Origin of the sequence: Variovorax paradoxus (assembly GCF_030811855.1) — a bacterium.
Classification (GTDB): domain Bacteria; phylum Pseudomonadota; class Gammaproteobacteria; order Burkholderiales; family Burkholderiaceae_C; genus Variovorax; species Variovorax paradoxus_L.
This window is the reverse complement of sequence record NZ_JAUSRN010000009.1, coordinates 51299-69432: the sequence shown is the minus strand read 5'-3', so window position 1 is coordinate 69432 and position 18134 is coordinate 51299. Positions and strand designations below refer to the sequence as shown.

The following is an 18134-nucleotide window of genomic DNA, read 5'->3' as shown; positions in this document are numbered from 1 at the left end:
GTTCTTCTTCCTTTCCATGCCTCCTTGGCACGGGCCCGTCCGGCCCTCAAGCACCATGCGCGCCTTCACGCTTTCCGACTTCGATTTCGACCTGCCGCCTGAACTGGTGGCGCAACACCCCGCCCCCGAACGCACCTCCTCACGCCTCCTCGACGGCACAGGCGACGTCCCGGTCGACCGCATCTTCAAGAACCTGCCTTCGCTGCTGCGCCAAGGCGACCTGCTGGTCTTCAACGACACGCGTGTGGTCAAGGCGCGCCTCTTCGGCGAGAAGCCGACCGGCGGCAAGCTCGAACTGCTGGTCGAGCGCGTGCTGCAGGGCCACGAGGTGGTCGCGCACATGAAGGTGAGCAAGAAGCCGCCCGTGGGCACCACGCTGGAGATGGTGGGTGGCTTCCGAGCGACGCTCCTGGGCCGCTGGCCCGACGAGCAGGGTGCGCTGTTTCGCTTCGGCTTCGAAAGCGACGAGGGCGAAGATCCCTATGCGCTGATGGCCCGCTGCGGCCACGTGCCGCTGCCGCCTTACATCACGCACACCGATTCGGCCGATGACGAGAGCCGCTACCAGACCGTGTTCGCGCGCGTGCCGGGCGCCGTGGCCGCGCCAACGGCCGCATTGCATTTCGACGAAGCGCTGCTGGACGAGCTCGAAGCGCGCGGCGTGCGGCGCGCGAACGTCACGCTGCACGTGGGCGCCGGCACCTTCCAACCGGTCAAGACCGAGAACATCGCCGAGCACACCATGCACGCCGAGCGCTACGAAGTGCCCGAGTCCACGCAGCGCGCAATTGCCGAGTGCAAGGCCCGCGGCGGCCGTGTCGTCGCGGTCGGCACGACCACCGTGCGCACGCTCGAATCGTGGGCCAAGAGCGGCGAGGCCACGGGCGACACGCGCATCTTCATCACGCCGGGCTTTTCCTTCGAGCACGTCGACCTGCTGGTGACCAACTTCCATTTGCCGAAGAGCACGCTGATGATGCTGGTCTCGGCCTTCGCGGGCTACGAGCGCGTGATGGCGCTGTACGCCCATGCCATTGCCCATCGCTACCGCTTCTTCAGCTATGGCGACGCCATGCTGCTGGCACGACAACGACAAGATTGAAGACGACGACCATGCTGAACTTCGAACTCCTCAAAGCCGACCCCGACAGTCACGCGCGCCGCGGCACGCTCACGCTCAACCACGGCGTGGTGCAGACGCCGATCTTCATGCCCGTGGGCACCTACGGCACCGTGAAGGGCGTGATGCCGCGCAGCCTGGAAGAAATGGGCGCACAGATCATCCTGGGCAACACCTTTCACCTGTGGATGCGACCCGGCCTCGACGTCATGGCGAGCTTCGGCGGGCTGCACCAGTTCGAGAAGTGGAACAAGCCCATCCTCACCGACTCGGGCGGCTTCCAGGTCTGGTCGCTGGGCGCGATGCGCAAGATCAGCGAAGAGGGCGTGAAGTTCGCATCGCCCGTCAACGGCGACAAGCTGTTTCTCACGCCCGAAGTGTCGATGCAGATTCAGACCATCCTGAACAGCGACATCGTGATGCAGTTCGACGAGTGCACGCCCTACGACACCAAGGGTCACATCACCACCGAGGCCGAGGCGCGCATCTCGATGGAGCTGAGCCTGCGCTGGGCCAAGCGCTGCCAGCACGAATTCGCGCGGCTCGAAAACCCGAATGCGCTGTTCGGCATCGTGCAGGGTGGCATGTTCGAAAACTTGCGCGAAGAATCGCTCGCGGCGCTGGTCGAGATGGATTTTCCGGGCTACGCCATCGGCGGCGTGAGCGTGGGCGAGCCCAAGGAAGAGATGCTGCACATCATGGGCCACACGCCGCACCGGCTGCCGGCCCACAAGCCGCGCTACCTGATGGGCGTGGGCACGCCCGAAGACCTGGTGCAGGGCGTTGCCGACGGCGTCGACATGTTCGACTGCGTGATGCCCACGCGCAATGCGCGCAACGGCACGTTGTTCACGCGCTTCGGCGATCTGAAGATGCGCAACGCGCGCCACAAGAATGATCCGCAGCCCATCGACCCAAGCTGCACCTGTCATGCGTGCGCGGGCACCTCGGGCGTGGCGTGGAACGACGGCGGGCGCGAGGGTTTCAGCCGCGCCTACCTGCATCACCTCGACCGCTGCGCCGAGATGCTGGGGCCGATGCTCACGACCATCCACAACCTGCACTACTACCTGAACCTGATGCGCGAAATCCGCGAGGCGCTGGAGGCCGACAGCTTCACGGCGTTCAGGGCGCGCTTCAAAGCGGACCGTGCGCGCGGCGTCTAGCTGCCACGCATGAACGCGCCGCCTACTTGGCGGCCGCCGGAGCCTTGACCGGCAGCGGCGTCGTATAGGGCTCGATGCGCAGCAGCTCGTTCTTGAACACCGCCACCTGCCGCAGCGGCGCTTGAACCAGGGCGCCGGCGGCGTCCTTCTGCGATGCGTATTGCCAGAGCGTGAGCTGCCCCTTAGCGGTTAACAATTCGGCCAGGCGTTGCACGGCAGGCCCCGCGCCCGTGCCGAGTTGCGCGGCCTCCACGCCGACGACGATCTCATCGCGTGGTGACACGATCTTGAAGAGCTGGATGGGCGCCGCGGCTTGGGCCCGCGCCGGCCGAACGGCGAGCGCCAGGGGAACAAGCGCCAGGGCGGCGAGGCCGGTCATTGCACGGCGACGATAGAGGATGTTCATGGGCGGCAAGCGTAGCCACGCAAGCGCCCCTTGCCCACATGCCGGAAGCCATACGCCACACGTACGCCGGAGGTATGCAGGAGTAAACCGGGTGCACTCCAACGCGTTCATCCGCTACGCTAAAAGGCATGACAACCGCTTCTTCTTCACCAACCGCGTACACCGCCCGCTATCCCTCGCTGGCCGGTCGCGCCGTGTTCATCTCAGGCGGCGCCACCGGCATCGGCGAAGCGCTGGTGCGGGCGTTCCATGGCCAGGGCGCGAAGGTCGGCTTCTGCGATCTCGACGCTGCCGCGGGCCGCGCGCTCGCATCCCAATTGCAGGGCAGCCACCCGGCGCTGTTTTGCGAATGCGACGTGACCGACACCGCCGCGCTCACCACTGCCATTGCCGCGGTTCGGGCGCAGTTCGGTTCCATTGGCGTGCTGCTGAACAACGCCGCCAACGACCGGCGCCATGACATGGCCGACGTGACGAGCGAAGATTTCGATCGCCTGGTGGCGGTCAACTTCAAGCACCAGTTCTTCGCGGCGCAGGCCGTGGCCGATGACATGCGCGCGCTGGGCGGCGGATCGATCATCAACTTCGGCTCGATCAGCTGGATGATCAAGGGCCGGGGCTATCCCGTCTACCAGGCCTGCAAGGCCGCCGCGCGCGGCCTCACGCGCTCGCTGGCGCGCGACCTGGGAAAGGAGAACATTCGCGTCAATTCGATCGTGCCGGGCTGGGTCATGACCGAGCGGCAGATCAAGCTGTGGGTGAAGCCGGAGTCTGGCGCCGAGATCGATGCGGCCCAGTGCCTGCCGGGCCGCGTGATGGCCGAGGACATCGCCGCCATGGCGCTCTTTCTTGCCGCCGACGATTCGAGAATGTGCACCGCGCAAGATTTCGTGGTGGATGCCGGCTGGACCTGAGCCCCTGGCGCCCACTTCTCAAAAAGCAAGAAGCCCGGCATGCCGGGCTTCTTGCTTCGAGGGGCGGACGATCAGTCGCGCAGCTCGGCCGGAACCTTGCCGCCGTTGGCCGCCAGTTTGGTCATGACCTGGCGATGCAGCCAGACGTTCATCTTGGCGCTGTCGCTCGTATCAGCGCCGTAGCTGAGTTCAGCGGCCAGCTGCTTGCGCGCGTCGATGCTGCTGTCAAGGCCGAGCAGCTTCATCAAGTCGACGATGGAAGTGCGCCAGTTCAGGCTGCTCGCACCGGGCATGCCGTCGAGCAGGGCCTCGACGTCGACCACCGTGATGGCCGGCGGCGGTGCCGCGGCCGCCGGAGCGCCGGCGGGGGCCGGTGCAGCCGCAGGTGCGTCGGCGGCGTGTGCGGACGGGAAGATCTTGGAAAGAATGCTGCCGAAAATGCTCATGCTGGGTGCTCCCTCTGAGTTGATGATGGAAATCCGCGGCCACCTCCGTGTCGCAGCCGGACGTTGTAGCACGGCCCTGCGGCGCTGCCGCTACACGGCAGGCTGAGCCGGTCCGCCGGGTGTGAAGGAATCCGCAGAGCTCGCTGCCGATGCGAGCGGCACGCGCGGCAAGGCGGAGGTGCCGCAGGCGTGGCAGAACTTGGAGAACGCGCTCTTGCGGGTTTCGCACTGGCCGCAATGATCGAACAGGCCGATCCCGCAATGCGGGCAAAAGTCGATCTCGTTGTTCTTCAAGTCCACCGGCCGCTCGCAGCCGGGGCACACGCCCTTGCCGAGCCGGGTGAGCGCAGTGTCGTAGCTGAGCTCCTCGCGCCTCACCTGGTCGGGCTGCTGTTCGGCCAGTTTCTGGCGCGCGAGGTAGCGGTTCAGCGCGACGATGGCATAGCGCCCCACGAGCACCGTGGCCAGAATACCCACCACGTAGCGCACATAGCCGCCGTAGCTCGGCAGGTAAGGCACCAGCTCGACGAAGAATGCGAACAGCGCAAAGAAGATGAAGCCCCAGACAAAAGGCCAGTAGGTGCCCTTGCGTTTCTTCACGAACAGCCAGCCCGCCACCACCAGCAAAGGCAGCGTGAGCGCCAGCCGGTAGCCGAACACCCGCAGTTCGACGCGCCGGTACTCGGCTTCGAGCTTCTCCTGCGCGGCACGCTCCAGCACCGCCAGCGACTCGCGGGCGCGCTGCTCGGCCTGTCGTGCATCGAGCACGATCTGGCGTTGCGCAGCCACCTTGCGCTGGGCTTCGTCCTCTTTCTGCTTGAGCGCATCGAGCGACTTGGTGCGCGCAATCAGTTCCGGGTCTTGGTCGGGCTGCGCAGTGGCGCGCCGCGTGGCAATCCAGTTGCCGAAGGTCTCGCGGGCGTTGGCGCTGGCCTGCTGCGCGGCAGTGAGCTGCAGGCGAACCTGATCGAGCTCCCGTGACGCGGCCAGTTCTTTCTCTTCGGACGACTTGATGGTGCTTCGCAGCGGCCCGGCCGCGGCGAGGTCGATGAAGTCGTCGAGCTGGAGCACCCGTTCGACCTTTGGCAGGTCGTTCACGATGGTGCCGCCGAGCCCGATCAAGAAGCTCGCGAACACCAGTGCCACCAGCCAGAGGCCGCGGCGAAACCACTTCTCGGACAGACGCAATGACTTGCTCATTTCTTTTTCCTCTTTTTTCTTCTCGAAGCGCGAACGCCCCGCTTGCAACTAGAGCTTGAACGCCACCGGCGCCGCACCCAAGCCCGCGCGCGGCAGCCATGCGAACACCGAATCCACCGTGACCGTTTCGATGCGGTCCGAAAATCGCTTGTCGTTCGGATGGTCGTCGAATGCCACGTTGGCCGAGCCTACGCGGCCGCCCAGGCGCGTGAGCGGTCCGAGCCGCAGCGTCGTCGGCTCGTATCCCTTGAATTGCATCCAGGCCTGCGCCTGCGCGCGGTTGCCGATCGTGGCGGGCTCCATGGCGGCAGCCAGCGTCTCGACGGCCCACTGGTTCGACTGCTGGTACTTCTGGCCCCACACGTAGCTCACGATGCTGTAGGGCGCAACGTTCAGCCGGGTGATGCGCGACGGCGATTCGCGCAGCGCGGCCAGAAGCTGCGTTTGCACCTGCGGCGTGGGCACCGCCCAGGCGGCTTCGTAGCGCCAGAGGTCGTCGAGGAAGAACTCGCCGAGTCCCTGACGGTACACGGCGGCCTCCGCCGTGCCGCACTGGTTGAGCTTGTGCACCACGCGCCACGGGCCTTCATCGGTCTTGTAGGCAATGCCAAGGTGCGAATAGCGCAGGCCGTACTTGCTCAGATCCTGCCCGGCGCGCGCGAGGAGCACGACGCGGGCGCCGCTCGCATCCAGCTGCTGCGACGTGCGCTCGGCCAGCTGCATGCCCTTGACGATCAGCTCCGCCGTGGGCTTCGCCTGCTCGCAGGAGCGGCCGGCCTGTGCCTGCAATGGCACGGCGATCGCGAGCGCAAGCAGCAGCGAGGGAACAAGCGCGCACTTCATGACAGCCTCTCGTTGTGCAAGAGCGCGCGGCCGATCGCGTTCGGCACGAAGGCCAGCACCTCACCCGCGGCCGACAGCACGATGCCGGTGCCGATCACGCTGACCAGCACGCCCGTGCCGACCGCCGCGGACACGCCGTTGGCGGCGCGGCCCATCACCTTGACGCTGGCGCGGGCGCCATCCGAGGCGCGTTCCAGCAGGTAGACGGTGCCGTCGGCCGAAGCCTCGACCGCAATCACTGTGAGCATCGAGCCGCCCACCGAAAGCGCGGCAGGCACCGCGACCACCGCCGTGGCTGACGCGCCTACGGCTGAAGCCGCACCCACGACCGAGGCCACGGGCAGCATCGAGAGTGCGGCCGAAGCCTCGGAACCGCGGGTCTGGGCCTGGGCATGAAGGGGCAGCGTCGCGCTGGCGAAGACGGTGCAAGCAGCGACCAGAAGAGAAGCAATGGACTTTTTCATGGCGGTCTTTCAATGGTTGATGTGTGGATGAGAAAAGTGGCGCTCAGTCGGCCGAGGCGGTAGAAGCAGCCGCCTCTTGGCGGGCGACGCGGCGGCCTTGCAGGCGCGCTTCGATCAGGTCGGCCTCGTGGCGGTCGCGCAGCGTCTTGGCCAGCGTGAAGGCCGAGCTGATCAGGAAGAGCCAGCTCACGCCCAGGAAGGCCTTGTAGGCGTCGTTGATCTCCATGCGGACGAGGCCCCAGCCGGTCAGGCCCATGGCGGTGAAGAAGCTGCCCCAGACCACCAGGCGCCACATCGGCACGTCGCGGCCTGCGGCACCGTTCGTGTCAGCGTGCTGGTTGTCGCGCACGAACTTGGCCAGCATGAAAGCGGTGCTGAGGCAGAACACATAGCCCATCACCATGAACGCACGGTCCAGCGCCTCGCCCGGCAGCCAGCTCAAGCCGGTGGCGCACAGGAACACGGCGACGGCGAACGAAGCCCAGGCCTGGATCTGCCAGGCCCGCGTGTCGCGCTGGATCGAAACGGTGGTGGATGAGAAGGGTTGCATGAAAGCCTCGCGGCGTAGTGAAGGTGAGCGAATGATGGTTCGCTCCCGCACCGCAAGGATCAAATGCTTCAACCAGTTCTGGTTTGAGCCGCTTCGGGTATCTTGGAAAGATACTTTTTCGGCGCCGGGCACGCCGGTAAGGCCGGGCCTAAGTGGCCAGCAAGCCGCTCACGCGCTGCTGCAGCGCCTCGGGCCTTACCTCCACTGGCGGCACCGCGTGGCCGACGTTGAGCCCCACGCGGCTGTAGAAGCCGCGGCGGAAGGGCTTGGCCATGGCCACGTTCTGGCCGCCGCGCAGTTCGATGCGGCTGAAGTACGAGCCCCAAAGATTGGTCAGCGCCATCGGGATCACCGGTGGCTCGATGCCTTCGGCGCGCGCGCTCTCGATGATCTTCATCACGCCGCCCTTGAAGGGCTGCAGCGTGCCGTCGCGCGTGATGGCGCCTTCGGGAAAGATCGCCAGCAGGTCGCCTTCGCGCAGCACTTGCAGTGCCTTGGCAAAGGCGGCTTCGTAGGCGGCCGGGTCTTCTTTCTGTGGCGCGATGGGGATGGCCTTGGCCAGCTTGAACAGCCAGCCCAGCACCGGCACCTTGAAGATCCGGTGGTCCATGATGAAGCGGATCGGGCGCGGGCTCGCGGCCATCAGCAGGATCGCGTCGATGAAGCTCACGTGGTTGCACACCAGCACCGCCGCGCCTTCGGTCGGAATGTGCTCGTCGCCCTTGATCTCGAAGCGGTAGACGAAGTGCGACAGCATCCACGCGATGAAGCGCAGCAGGTACTCGGGCACCAGCATGAAGATGTAGAACGCCACCACCGCATTGGCGATGCCGGTGAAAAGGAATATCTGCGGAATCGAGAAGCCGGCGCCGAGCAGCGCGCCCGCAATGACCGAACTGCCGATCATGAACAGCGCATTGAGAATGTTGTTGGCTGCGATGATGCGCGCGCGATGCGTCGGCTGGCTGCGCAGCTGGATCAGCGCGTACATCGGCACGCTGTACAGGCCCGCGAACAGCGACAGCAGCGCCAGGTCGGCCATCACGCGCCAGTGTGCGGCCTGGCTCACGAAGGTACCGAGCCCCATGACCGCGACCGGCGGCAGCGCGCGCGACGCAAAGTACAGGTCGATGGCAAACACGCTCATCCCGATGGCGCCCAGCGGCACCAGGCCGATTTCCACCTGCCGGCGGCTCAGCGTTTCGCACAGCAGCGAGCCGATGCCGATGCCCACCGAGAACACCACCAGCAGCAGCGAAGCCACCTGCTCATCGCCATGCAGCACTTCCTTGGCGAAGCTGGGGAACTGGCTCAGGAACACGGCGCCGAAGAACCACATCCACGAGATGCCCAGCAGCGAGCGGAACACCACGATGTTGCCGTGCGCGAGCTTGAGGTTGCGCCAGGTTTCGCTGAACGGGTTCCAGTTGATCACCAGCCCCGGGTCGGTGGCGGGCGCTGGCGGAATGGCCTGTGCCACGCCACGCCCGACCAGCGCCAGCAGCACGCAGGCCACGGCCACGGTGGTGTGGCCGATGTGCGGCAGGGCCACCAGCAGCCCGCCGGCCACCTGCCCGAGCAGGATGGCGACGAAGGTGCCCATCTCGACCATGCCGTTGCCGCCCGTGAGCTCGCGTGCATCGAGCACCTGCGGCAGGTAGGCAAACTTGACCGGGCCGAAAAGCGTCGAATGCAGGCCCATGAGGAACACGCAACCCAGCAGCACCACCGCATCGGCCCTGACAAAGCCCCAGGCCGCGAGCAGCATGATCGCGATCTCGAGGTTCTTCACGAAACGGATGATTTTCGTCTTGTCGAACTTGTCGGTGAGCTGCCCCGCCGTGGCGGAGAACAGCAGGAACGGCAGGATGAACAGCGCACCAATCGCCAGGCCCGCCATGGCCGGCGGCATCCAGCTCAGTTGGAGCTGATAGGTCACCATGACGGTGAAGGCGAACTTGAAGAGGTTGTCGTTCGCTGCGCCCGCGAACTGCGTCCAGAAGAAAGGCGCGAAGCGCCGCTGCCCGAGAAGCGCGAACTGGTTGGCGTGCGCGTTCGCTTCGTGAGCGGGCGTGGCGGCAGTGGCAGCGGCGGGGTTTGTCATTCGAAGCAACTCCTCTTGTCTTGTTATCTGCACGCTGCCCCGCAGAGCGAGCCTATGTCGTCAGGGCGGCGTCGGGATTGTGCCGCAGCAACGTGGCCCGCCATCCGATATCGAGCTTCCTGAGCGCCGCAAGCACCGGCAGGCCGGCCAGCGATGCGGCCAGGTGCTTGAGGCTGTGGCCGGAGATCAGCTGCCCCGTCATCTCGTAGATCGGTTCGTCCGCCAGCTCGAAGCCTTTGGCCAGCACATAGAAGAAGATCACCCAGCCGAGCTTGAGTCCGACCGCGCCGCGCATCGGCGTGGCCAGGGCCAGCGTCAGCACCACGGCCATGCCGCCGAACTGCACGATCGCCCAGGGCAGGACATTGCCGCTTTCATGGAACACCTCGGCCGACAGCAGGCCGGCCGCCAGCACGAACCAGGCGGCCGGCCAGCCGGCGCGCTGGCTCACGCGCTCGCAGACCGCGATGCCGATCAGGCCCGCAAAGGCTACCGCCATGCCGGCCCGGTCGGCCGCGAGCCGGGACGCGTCGGGCATCAGGTGAAAGAAGGCCGAGCCGGCGGCGGTGGCAATCAGCCCCGCGAAGAAAAGCCAGGCGCAGTCGAGCGTGTTGTCCGGCGGATCGTTGGCCGGCGGTGCCAACGGGAATTCGGCCAGCGCCTGCTGGTGGGCGCGGTCGATCCGGTTCAGCCGGTACAGGCCCCAGCAGCCGACGAGCGCGAAGGGCAGGTTGCTGAGCACGTCCATGGCATTGGGCAGTCCGTTCCAGGCGCGGCCATCGGCAAACACCGACGCAATCGCCACGTCGGCCGCCGGCAGCGCGGGGCCGAACAAGGCCACCAGCGCGAGCAGCACAAAGGTGAAGAGCAATCCGCGTTCGCGGCGGCTGAGGGTGGGCGGGAGCATGGCGGTCCTCGTGGGTGGGTGGTACGAGCCGCGGAATTTAGTTGCCAGCCTCTCTACAGGCATCGAGAATCGATACGAGGCATTAATTCACACCTTTCGGTATCTTCTTTTAGTACCCCCTTGCCAGCAAGCCACCTTCATGAGCACCACCGTCGACCTCGTTCAAGCCCTCAAAAACGAACTCAAGAGCGCCCGGATGACCTATGCCGACCTGGCGCGGTCGCTCGACATGGCCGAATCCAGCGTCAAGCGCATGCTAGCCAAGAGCGACATGCCGCTGTCGCGCGTCGATGCGATCTGCCGCGCGCTCAAGATCGACTTTGCCGAACTGGCGCGCCGCGTGGCCGACGCCCAGCCGCTCTTGAAGGAGCTCACGCAGGAGCAGGAAAAAGCAGTGGTCAAGGACAAGAAGCTGCTGCTGGTGGCCATCAGCGTGCTGAGCCAGTGGACACTCGAGCAGATCGTGTCCTCGTACCGGATCAGCGAGGCGGAATGCATCGGCTTTCTGGCGCAGTTGGACCGCATCGGCATCATCGAGCTGCGCCCGCTCAACCGCTACCGGCTGAAGTTGGCCAAGACCTTCCGCTGGCGTCCGCACGGCCCGGTAATGGAGTTCTTTCGCGAGAACGTGGTGCTCGACTACTACCGGGGCGGCTTCGACGGCCCGGCCGAAGGGCTGCTGCTGGTGCACGGCTCCATCAGCCGCTCGCTGGCGCCGGCGTTCCTGGAGCGGCTGCAGCGCGTGGCGCAGGACTTCGCGCAGCAACACCAGACGGACCAGAAGCTCACCGCGAAAGACCGCGAGGGCTACACGCTGCTGCTGGGCATGCGGAACTGGGAATTCGAAGCCTTCACGCGGCTTCGCAGAGCTTGATTGGCTCTCCCCCAGGCTTCGCGCACTTCGTGTCGCTTCTCCACCCCCCTCACCGGGGGCAACACCAGCGGCCCGGCAAAGCCGGTTCCGCGGTGTTCCTCGAAAAAGCCCATCAGGCCTTGGCGTCTTCTAGCGCGTCGCGCGTGGTGCGTGCAGCGTTCTTCGCCGCAACGGCGAAATCGTCGCCCGAGGAGGCGTAGATGATGGCGCGCGACGAGTTCACGATGATCGGTGCATCGGCGCGCCAGCCGGCACGCACCGTGGCCACTGCGTCGCCGCCCTGGGCGCCGACGCCTGGAATCAGCAGCGGCACCGTGGGCGCGAGCTCGCGTACCCGTTCGATCTCCGCCGGGTAGGTGGCGCCCACCACCAGGCCGAGCTGGCCGTTGAGGTTCCACGGGCCCTGCGCAAGCTTGGCGACGTGCTCGTAGAGGAAAGGCTGGCCTTCGATGTCTGCGAGGCGCTGGCCCTGCAGGTCGGAGCCGCCGGGGTTGCTGGTGCGGCAGAGCAAAAAGGCGCCCTTGCCTTCGTGCTTGAGGTAGGGCGCCACCGAATCGAAACCCATGAAGGGCGACAGCGTCACCGCGTCGGCCCCGTAGCGCTCGAAGGCCTCGATGGCGTACTGCTCGGCCGTGGAGCCGATGTCGCCGCGCTTGGCATCCAGGATCACGGGCACATGGGGCGCATTGCGGCGCATGTGCTCCATCAGTTGTTCGAGCTGGGCTTCGGCGCGATGGGCCGCGAAATAGGCGATTTGCGGCTTGAAGGCGATGACCAGGTCGGCCGTGGCGTCGACGATGCGCGCGCAGAAGTCATAGATGCGGCTTGCGTCGCCCTTGAGCTGCCCCGGGAACTTGGCTGGCTCCGGATCGAGCCCCACGCAGAGCAACGAACCGTTTTTTTGCTGTGCGGTGGCCAGCTTGTCGAGGAAAGTCATGGGGCCTGATTTTAAGGACCCGCCCGCGGCCGCTTAATTCGACGGCGATTGCTGTTCAGCAGCCAGGCACAAGTCGGCCCACGCGCGCGCCTTGTCGGCGGGGTTTCGCAGCAGATATGCCGGGTGGTAGGTCGCCACAACCGATACGCCCTGGATCGACGCAAGCGGCACAACGCGTCCGCGCAGCTTGCCGAGCGGTTCGGCGCTTTGCATCAGGCTTTGCGCGGCCAGCGGTCCCATGGCAAGCACCAGCGTCGGCGCCAGCGCGGCGGCGTGTTCCTCGAAGGCCTCGGCCATGGGACGGGGGCTGCCGGGCTGACCGGCGGCCACGCCGCGGTGCGTGCGCATCAGGTGCACCGGCGTCTTGCCGTCGTGCAGCTTGAGGGCGCGCAGCATGTTGTCGAGCAGCTTGCCGGCGTCGCCCGCAAAGGGTTCGCCGTGACGGCCGTCGGCCTCGGGCGGCATGTCGGCCACGACGAGCCAGCCGCCCTGGGCCAGCCCCGCTCCGGCCTCGGCGTAAAGGCGGCGGGGTTCCTCGATGAGCACCGCGGCGCCATGGGCGATCGGCGCGGCCGCGGGGCGGGCCGCCGGGGCCGGTGCCGCCGCGGGGCGGGCCGCCGGGGCCGGTGCCGCCGCGGGCCTTGCGGCCGGGGCGGGCGCGCCGGCAACAGGTCGCTCGCGTGCTTCTTCAACCGGCGACGGCTCCACGGCAACCGCTTTCGCTTCAGCGGCAATGGCAGCGGCTTCCGCCGCTTCGGGCATCGGCCACCAGACCTTCACGCCCATTTCGTCGAGCATTGCGCGCTGGCGCGCATCGAGCTTCAATGTCTGTACCGCGCTCATCGCAAGGCTCCCCAGGCGGAGCCTGTTTCATTCAATCTGAGGCTCATGACCACCGCATCTTCGCGCTTGCCTTCGTGGGCCGGGTAATAGCCTTTGCGAACGCCGACGCTGCGGAATCCCTGGCGCAGGTAAACGTCGAGCGCACGCTGGTTGCTCTGGCGCACTTCGAGCCAGAGCCATAGCGCGCCTTCGCCACGCGACCATCCGGTCAGCGCGGCGAGCATCAGCGGCGCCCATCCCTGGCGCTGGAATGCCGGCGTCACCGTGAAGTTGAGCAGATGCACTTCGTCCACGCCCTTCATGGCGACGAAATAGCCGATCAGCGTTTCGCCGAGCATCGTCACCGGCGTGTCCAGTTCGGGCACCGAGACGGGCGCCAAGAGGCACTGGCAGTGGTAGCCCACCGCCATCGAGTCGATGAAGTTGGCCCGCGTCCATGGGTGGCTATAGGCCGTCTGTTCGACCGCGCAGACGGCGTCGAGCCGCTCGACGGTGAGCGGTTCGAGGCGGGCTTCGACAGGCTGAAGAACGGCGCTCATTGGATTACCTCCGTGCTTCGCACTGCGAAGCGAGCTTGCTTGGGGCGGCCCGGCGCGGCGCTCATGACTTGCTGGCAACAGGTGAAACCGCGACGGCGGCCGCCTTGATGGCAGCGCGCTCATCGGTCGTTTGCGCCACTTTATCGCGAACATAGAGCGGCCAGGCATGTGCCGCGTCCACCGTGCGGCCGGCGGCCAGCAGCGCGGGCGCGAGGCGGAGCATGGCGGTGGCGGTTGGCAGCACCTCGTGGCGCGCCGCGGCGGGCGCCAGGCGCGGGCCATAGGCGGCAAAGGCGTTGCCGGCAAGGCACCAGCCGGCGGGCACATCGAGCGCTTCGGGCGCGAGCAGCAGCGGCTCGCCGCCATCGCCTTGCAGGGCGCCCAGCGCACCGCCACCGTCGAAGTCGTATCGCGCGGCATAGAGCTGATCCATGCGGGCATCGAGCGCGGCAACCACCTGGCGGGCGCCGAAAGTGTGGCGGGCCTCCTCGGCCACGGCCAGCAGTGTGTCCACCGGCAGCAGCGGCACGCCGGACCCGAAGGCCAGGCCTTGCGCCACCGAGCAGGCGGTGCGCAGACCCGTGAAGGAACCCGGCCCGCGGCCGAAGGCAATGGCGTCGAGCGCGGCCAGTTCGAGCCCGGCCTCGGCCAGCAATTGCAGGATGAGCGGGATCAGCGTGCTCGACGCCTGCGCGCCGCCGGCCCCGCTGTGCGTGAACAGGCGCTCGCCGTGGCGAACCGCCACGGACAGGTGTTCGGTGCTGGTGTCGAAAGCCAGGAGCTTAGGCATCGCGTCGTCCCATGGCGGTAGCCGGAACCTTGGGCATCGGGGCATTGCGCGCCCCGGCCGATTTCTGCACGCCGAACAGGATGCCGGCGGTCACCAGCAGCAGGCCGGCCATCAGGTTCCAGTGCAGCGGCTCGTCGAGCCAGATCACCGCGCCGAAGGCCGAGAGTCCGGGCACGAGCGCCGTGATCATGGTGCTGCGCACCGGTCCGAAGTACTGGATCATCTTCGTGAACGTGATGCCCGAGATGACGACCGAACCCACGCCCTGGAACAGCATCTGGAACGCCACCTCGCCCCACGGCGCGGAACCGATGCGGCTCGCCACAGCACCGCCCGCCACCAGCAGGCTGTACACGGGAACATAGGTCAAGAGCGCGAAGACGGTGATGGCGATGGTCGCACGCACCGCGTCCAGGCCATGGCGGCGCGCCACTACGCTGTAGCAGGCCCAGCAGAAGGCGGCCGACATGAAAAGCAGGTCGCCCTTCCAGACCTCGCCGCCCTCTAAGGCGTGCAGCAGGCTGCGCCCGCCGACCACCAGATCGCCGGCCACGATCAGCGCCAGCCCGAAAGCGCGGCCCGGCGTGATGCGGTCGCGCAGCACCAGCGCCGCCAGCAGCGTGGTCCACAGCGGCAGGCTGCCGGGCATCAGCACCGAGGCATGGCCGGCAGGCGCGAAGAAGAAGCCGCTGTAGGCCAGCGCGGCATAGGCCACGCCGCCGAAGATGCCGGCGCTGGCGGTCACGCGCAGCGACAGGGGCGAGAGGCCGAAGAGCGAGGAGGCGGTGGTACCGTCCTGCCGGAGGTCTTTCATGACCATCCAGGCGCCCCAGGGCACCAGCACTAGGCTGGCGCCGCAAATGCGCGCCAGCGCCAGGTCGAACGGGGTGAGCGAGCGTGCGGCCGAGGCCCGGGCGATCACGATGAAGGCCGTCCAGACCAGCACGGTGACCACGGCCGCGCCGATGCCGAGCGTGCGGGGCGAGAGTCGGGGCGGGGCGGGCATTCTCCGATTATCGAGGGCTCGCCCCGGGCCGCGCCGGCCAGGGGAGAATTGCCCGCAACGATCAGCCGCCGTCGCTGCGCAGGATTGCGAGCCCGGACTCGCGCAGCGGCGCCAGCGCGGCCGCCGGCGCTTCCGGCGCCACCAGGAGGCTGGTGGCCGCTGATACCGGATTGATCATCCAGGCCGAAGCGGCGCCGATCTTTTCGGACGACGCCAGCACCACCGTCTCGGCCGCGGCCGCCATGAGGGCGCGCTTGATCGCAGCCTCCTCGGCATCGCCGGTGGTCAGCCCGGCCTCGGCATGCACGCCGGTCACGCCCAGGAAGCAGGTGTCGGCGTGGATGCGCGAGATGGCGTCCATGGCCGCGGCGCCCACCGCCACCATCGAATGTTTGAAAAGGCGCCCGCCGATCAGCACCACCTCGATGTCGGCATGGCCCACCAGTTCGACCGCGACCGACGGACTGTGCGTGACGACGGTGGCGCGCAGGCTCTTCGGCAGGTGCCGCGCCAGCTGGACGGCCGTGGTGCCGCCGTCGATGAACACCACCTGCCCGGGCCTTACGAGCCGCGCCGCCCCGCGGCCGATGGCCACCTTCTCGGCAGTGGCGAGTTGCAGGCGGCCCGCAAAGTCGGCCTCCGCCCTTGCAAGCGGCAGCGCGCCGCCGTGCACGCGCTGCAGCAGGCCCTCGGCCGCCAGCTCGCGCAAGTCGCGCCGGATGGTGTCTTCCGACAGCGAAAGCGCCTCACTGAGCGACTTTGCGACGACGTTGCCCTCGCGCTGCAGGACCGAGAGGATGTGTTGCTTGCGCTGGCGGGTGAGCATCGGCCGATGGTAGCGGGCACGCCCGCAGATTGCACGAATTTTCTTGTTTCTGCACGAATTTACGCATAAGCTGCAAATCATGACCCTTCAAGACCGCGTCCGGGTGCACGAAGTCACCCTGCTTTCCGACAACTGGTACACGCTGAAGACCACCGCCTTCGATTGGCGGCGCAGCGACGGCCAGTGGCAGCGCATGCACCGCGAAACCTACGACCGCGGCAACGGCGCCACGCTGCTTCCCTACAACCTGGCGCAGCGCACGGTGCTGCTGACGAAGCAGTTCCGCTACCCGGCCTTCGTCAACGGGCATGACGACCTGCTGATCGAGGCGGCCGCCGGCCTGCTCGACGACGCCGCCCCTGAGGAGCGCATTCGCGCCGAGGTGGAGGAAGAACTGGGCTATCGGCTCGGCGCGGTGCAGAAGATTTTCGAAGCCTTCATGAGCCCGGGCTCGGTCACCGAAAGGCTGCACTTCTTCATTGCCGAATACGAGCCTTCGATGCGCATTGGCGACGGCGGCGGGCTGGCCGACGAGGGCGAGGACATCGAGGTGCTGGAGCTCGGCATCGTCGATGCGCTGGCCATGGTGGCGGACGGTCGCATTGCCGACGCCAAGACGGTGATGCTGCTGTATCACGCGCAATTGCATGTATTCGCGCCGAGATAATCGGCCAATGCTTCTTCTTCGCCTCTCCTTCCTTCGTACCGCATGCGCACTGTGCTTGATCGCATGCGCCGCCTCGAGTGCCTTTGCCCAGCAGGCATTCCCGACCGAAGTGGAGATTGCCCTCGCGCGCGCCAAGGTGCCGCGCGATTCGGTGACGATGCTGGTGGCCGATGCCGACGGCGTGCGCCCGCCGCGGCTGGCATGGCGCTCGCAGGTGCAGGTCAACCCGGCATCGATCATGAAGCTGGTGACCACCTACGCCGCGCTCGACCTGCTGGGCCCAGCCTACAGCTGGAGCACACCGGTCTACGTCGACGGCACGGTGAGCAACGGCGTGCTCAACGGCAGCCTCTACATCAAGGGCCAGGGCGATCCCAAGCTGGTGCTGGAACGCGCCTGGCTGCTGCTACGGCGCGTGCAGGGCCTGGGCATCACCACCGTGAACGGCGACATCGTGCTCGATCGCAGCGCCTTCGAGAACACGATCGAGAACGACCCCGGAGCCTTCGACGGCGAGCCGCTGCGGCCCTACAACGCCTCGCCCGACGCGCTGCTGGTCAACTTCAAGTCGGTCAACATGATCTTCACGCCCGAGCGCGGCGGCCAGCAGGCGCGCGTGAGCTACGAGCCGCCGCTGGCCAGCGTGTCGACGCAGCCCATGGTGGCACTTGCGCCGGGTGAATGCGGCGACTGGCGCGCGGCAATCAAGCCCGACTTCAGCGACCCGAACCGCATCCGATTCACGGGTGCGCTTCCTGCCGCCTGCGGCGAAAAAAGCTGGGCCGTGGCGTACGCCGACCCGCGCACTTACGGCCTGCGCGCCATCGGTGGCCTGTGGGCCGAGATGGGCGGCCGCGTCGGCGGCCAGATGCGCGAAGGCCGGGTGCCAGCGGGCCTCCGGCCGGCCTTCGAATTCGCATCGCCGCCGCTCGCGGAAGTGGTGCGCGACATCAACAAGTACAGCAACAACGTGATGGCGCAGCAGCTGTTCCTCACGATCGGGCTCACGCAGAAGAACCGCGGCACCTTCGAGGCCTCGCGCAGCGCACTGGGCCAGTGGTGGCGCGACCGCATCGGCACTGGCGAGGCGCCGCCGGTGTTCGACAACGGCTCCGGCCTGTCACGCGACGAGCGCATCAGCGCGGCCGCGCTCGGCAAGATGCTGCAGGTGGCCTGGCGCTCGCCGGTGATGCCGGAGCTGGTGTCGTCGCTGCCCGCCACGGGCGTGGACGGCACGCTCAAGAAGCGCGCGCTGCGCTCGGGCGGCGCGGCACACCTGAAGACCGGCTCTCTGCGCGACTCGGCCGGCGTGGCCGGCTACGTGCACGGCGCGAGCGGCCGGCGCTACGTGCTGGTGGCCATTGCCAACGGCGACAACGCGGGGGCTGCGCGCGCTGCGTTCGACGCGCTGGTCGACTGGGCCTCGCAGGACAACTAAGCCGCCGGCTAGCGGCCGTGTACTGAAAAATTCTCCTAGGTATACGTGCCGCTTGCGTGCGTCGATGGTGCTGCACAGAATCGGACGCCCGTTC

20 protein-coding genes are annotated in these 18134 nt (G+C 67.2%); 6 read left to right on the top strand and 14 right to left on the bottom strand.

Features of this window, described 5'->3' with window-relative positions:
• Positions 1 to 55: 55 nt before the first annotated feature.
• On the top strand, positions 56 to 1102 hold the full coding sequence (gene queA, locus J2X92_RS17645; protein ID WP_307577249.1) for a tRNA preQ1(34) S-adenosylmethionine ribosyltransferase-isomerase QueA: 1047 nt from the start codon (positions 56 to 58) through the stop codon (positions 1100 to 1102).
• A gap of 11 nt (positions 1103 to 1113) precedes the next feature.
• Positions 1114 to 2286 carry a tRNA guanosine(34) transglycosylase Tgt gene (tgt, locus tag J2X92_RS17640; RefSeq protein WP_307577247.1) on the top strand — a complete coding sequence of 391 codons (1173 nt, stop codon included), beginning with the start codon at positions 1114 to 1116 and terminating at the stop codon, positions 2284 to 2286.
• Positions 2287 to 2308: 22 nt separating this feature from the next.
• On the opposite strand, the gene J2X92_RS17635 is transcribed toward tgt, so the two are convergent.
• Positions 2309 to 2692: a hypothetical protein gene (locus tag J2X92_RS17635; RefSeq protein WP_307577245.1), complete on the bottom strand. Its 384-nt coding sequence runs from the start codon at positions 2690 to 2692 to the stop codon at positions 2309 to 2311.
• Positions 2693 to 2820: 128 nt separating this feature from the next.
• On the opposite strand from J2X92_RS17635, the gene J2X92_RS17630 reads away from it, so the two are divergent.
• A complete protein-coding gene (locus J2X92_RS17630) occupies positions 2821 to 3606 on the top strand; it encodes an SDR family NAD(P)-dependent oxidoreductase (RefSeq protein WP_307577243.1) in 786 nt (261 codons plus the stop codon).
• Between the two features lie 71 nt (positions 3607 to 3677).
• On the opposite strand, the gene J2X92_RS17625 is transcribed toward J2X92_RS17630, so the two are convergent.
• The 7 genes from J2X92_RS17625 to J2X92_RS17595 all read right to left on the bottom strand — a co-directional run bounded on the left by J2X92_RS17625 (position 3678) and on the right by J2X92_RS17595 (position 10120).
• On the bottom strand, positions 3678 to 4052 hold the full coding sequence (locus J2X92_RS17625) for a DUF3597 domain-containing protein (protein WP_307577241.1): 375 nt from the start codon (positions 4050 to 4052) through the stop codon (positions 3678 to 3680).
• A gap of 90 nt (positions 4053 to 4142) precedes the next feature.
• The gene (locus tag J2X92_RS17620) at positions 4143 to 5252 is read right to left on the bottom strand and encodes a zinc ribbon domain-containing protein (protein ID WP_307577239.1); all 1110 of its coding nucleotides are present in this window, start codon (positions 5250 to 5252) and stop codon (positions 4143 to 4145) included.
• A gap of 48 nt (positions 5253 to 5300) precedes the next feature.
• Positions 5301 to 6095, bottom strand: coding sequence for a DUF2145 domain-containing protein (locus tag J2X92_RS17615; RefSeq protein WP_307577236.1), 795 nt, complete (start codon positions 6093 to 6095; stop codon positions 5301 to 5303).
• Entirely contained in the window at positions 6092 to 6559 is a 468-nt protein-coding gene (locus J2X92_RS17610) for a hypothetical protein (protein WP_307577234.1), read from the bottom strand. The genes J2X92_RS17615 and J2X92_RS17610 overlap by 4 nt, the downstream gene beginning before the upstream one ends.
• 43 nt (positions 6560 to 6602) lie before the next feature.
• Positions 6603 to 7109, bottom strand: coding sequence for a YiaA/YiaB family inner membrane protein (locus J2X92_RS17605; protein WP_307577233.1), 507 nt, complete (start codon positions 7107 to 7109; stop codon positions 6603 to 6605).
• 148 nt (positions 7110 to 7257) lie between these two features.
• On the bottom strand, positions 7258 to 9213 hold the full coding sequence (locus J2X92_RS17600; RefSeq protein WP_307577231.1) for an MFS transporter: 1956 nt from the start codon (positions 9211 to 9213) through the stop codon (positions 7258 to 7260).
• 52 nt (positions 9214 to 9265) lie between these two features.
• Entirely contained in the window at positions 9266 to 10120 is an 855-nt protein-coding gene (locus J2X92_RS17595) for a hypothetical protein (RefSeq protein ID WP_307577229.1), read from the bottom strand.
• 139 nt (positions 10121 to 10259) lie between these two features.
• On the opposite strand from J2X92_RS17595, the gene J2X92_RS17590 reads away from it, so the two are divergent.
• On the top strand, positions 10260 to 10994 hold the full coding sequence (locus J2X92_RS17590; RefSeq protein ID WP_307577227.1) for a helix-turn-helix domain-containing protein: 735 nt from the start codon (positions 10260 to 10262) through the stop codon (positions 10992 to 10994).
• A 112-nt stretch (positions 10995 to 11106) separates the two neighbouring features.
• Here the strand turns inward: J2X92_RS17590 and pyrF are convergent, their stop codons facing one another.
• From pyrF to J2X92_RS17560, 6 genes are all read right to left on the bottom strand, one after another.
• Complete coding sequence (gene pyrF / locus J2X92_RS17585) at positions 11107 to 11931, bottom strand: orotidine-5'-phosphate decarboxylase (protein WP_307577225.1); 825 nt, start codon at positions 11929 to 11931, stop codon at positions 11107 to 11109.
• A 33-nt stretch (positions 11932 to 11964) separates the two neighbouring features.
• Positions 11965 to 12774, bottom strand: coding sequence for a uracil-DNA glycosylase family protein (locus J2X92_RS17580; protein ID WP_307577224.1), 810 nt, complete (start codon positions 12772 to 12774; stop codon positions 11965 to 11967).
• Positions 12771 to 13313, bottom strand: coding sequence for a ribosomal protein S18-alanine N-acetyltransferase (rimI, locus tag J2X92_RS17575; RefSeq protein ID WP_307577222.1), 543 nt, complete (start codon positions 13311 to 13313; stop codon positions 12771 to 12773). The genes J2X92_RS17580 and rimI overlap by 4 nt, the downstream gene beginning before the upstream one ends.
• Positions 13314 to 13374: 61 nt before the next feature.
• Complete coding sequence (gene tsaB, locus J2X92_RS17570; RefSeq protein ID WP_307577220.1) at positions 13375 to 14103, bottom strand: tRNA (adenosine(37)-N6)-threonylcarbamoyltransferase complex dimerization subunit type 1 TsaB; 729 nt, start codon at positions 14101 to 14103, stop codon at positions 13375 to 13377.
• On the bottom strand, positions 14096 to 15109 hold the full coding sequence (locus J2X92_RS17565; protein WP_307577218.1) for a DMT family transporter: 1014 nt from the start codon (positions 15107 to 15109) through the stop codon (positions 14096 to 14098). Before J2X92_RS17565 ends, tsaB begins: the two co-directional genes overlap by 8 nt.
• A 61-nt stretch (positions 15110 to 15170) precedes the next feature.
• Entirely contained in the window at positions 15171 to 15935 is a 765-nt protein-coding gene (locus J2X92_RS17560) for a DeoR/GlpR family DNA-binding transcription regulator (protein WP_307577216.1), read from the bottom strand.
• 79 nt (positions 15936 to 16014) lie between these two features.
• On the opposite strand from J2X92_RS17560, the gene J2X92_RS17555 reads away from it, so the two are divergent.
• Entirely contained in the window at positions 16015 to 16602 is a 588-nt protein-coding gene (locus tag J2X92_RS17555) for a GDP-mannose pyrophosphatase (RefSeq protein WP_307577214.1), read from the top strand.
• A 7-nt stretch (positions 16603 to 16609) separates the two neighbouring features.
• The gene (dacB, locus tag J2X92_RS17550) at positions 16610 to 18040 is read left to right on the top strand and encodes a D-alanyl-D-alanine carboxypeptidase/D-alanyl-D-alanine endopeptidase (protein WP_307577212.1); all 1431 of its coding nucleotides are present in this window, start codon (positions 16610 to 16612) and stop codon (positions 18038 to 18040) included.
• Positions 18041 to 18134: the final 94 nt, after the last annotated feature.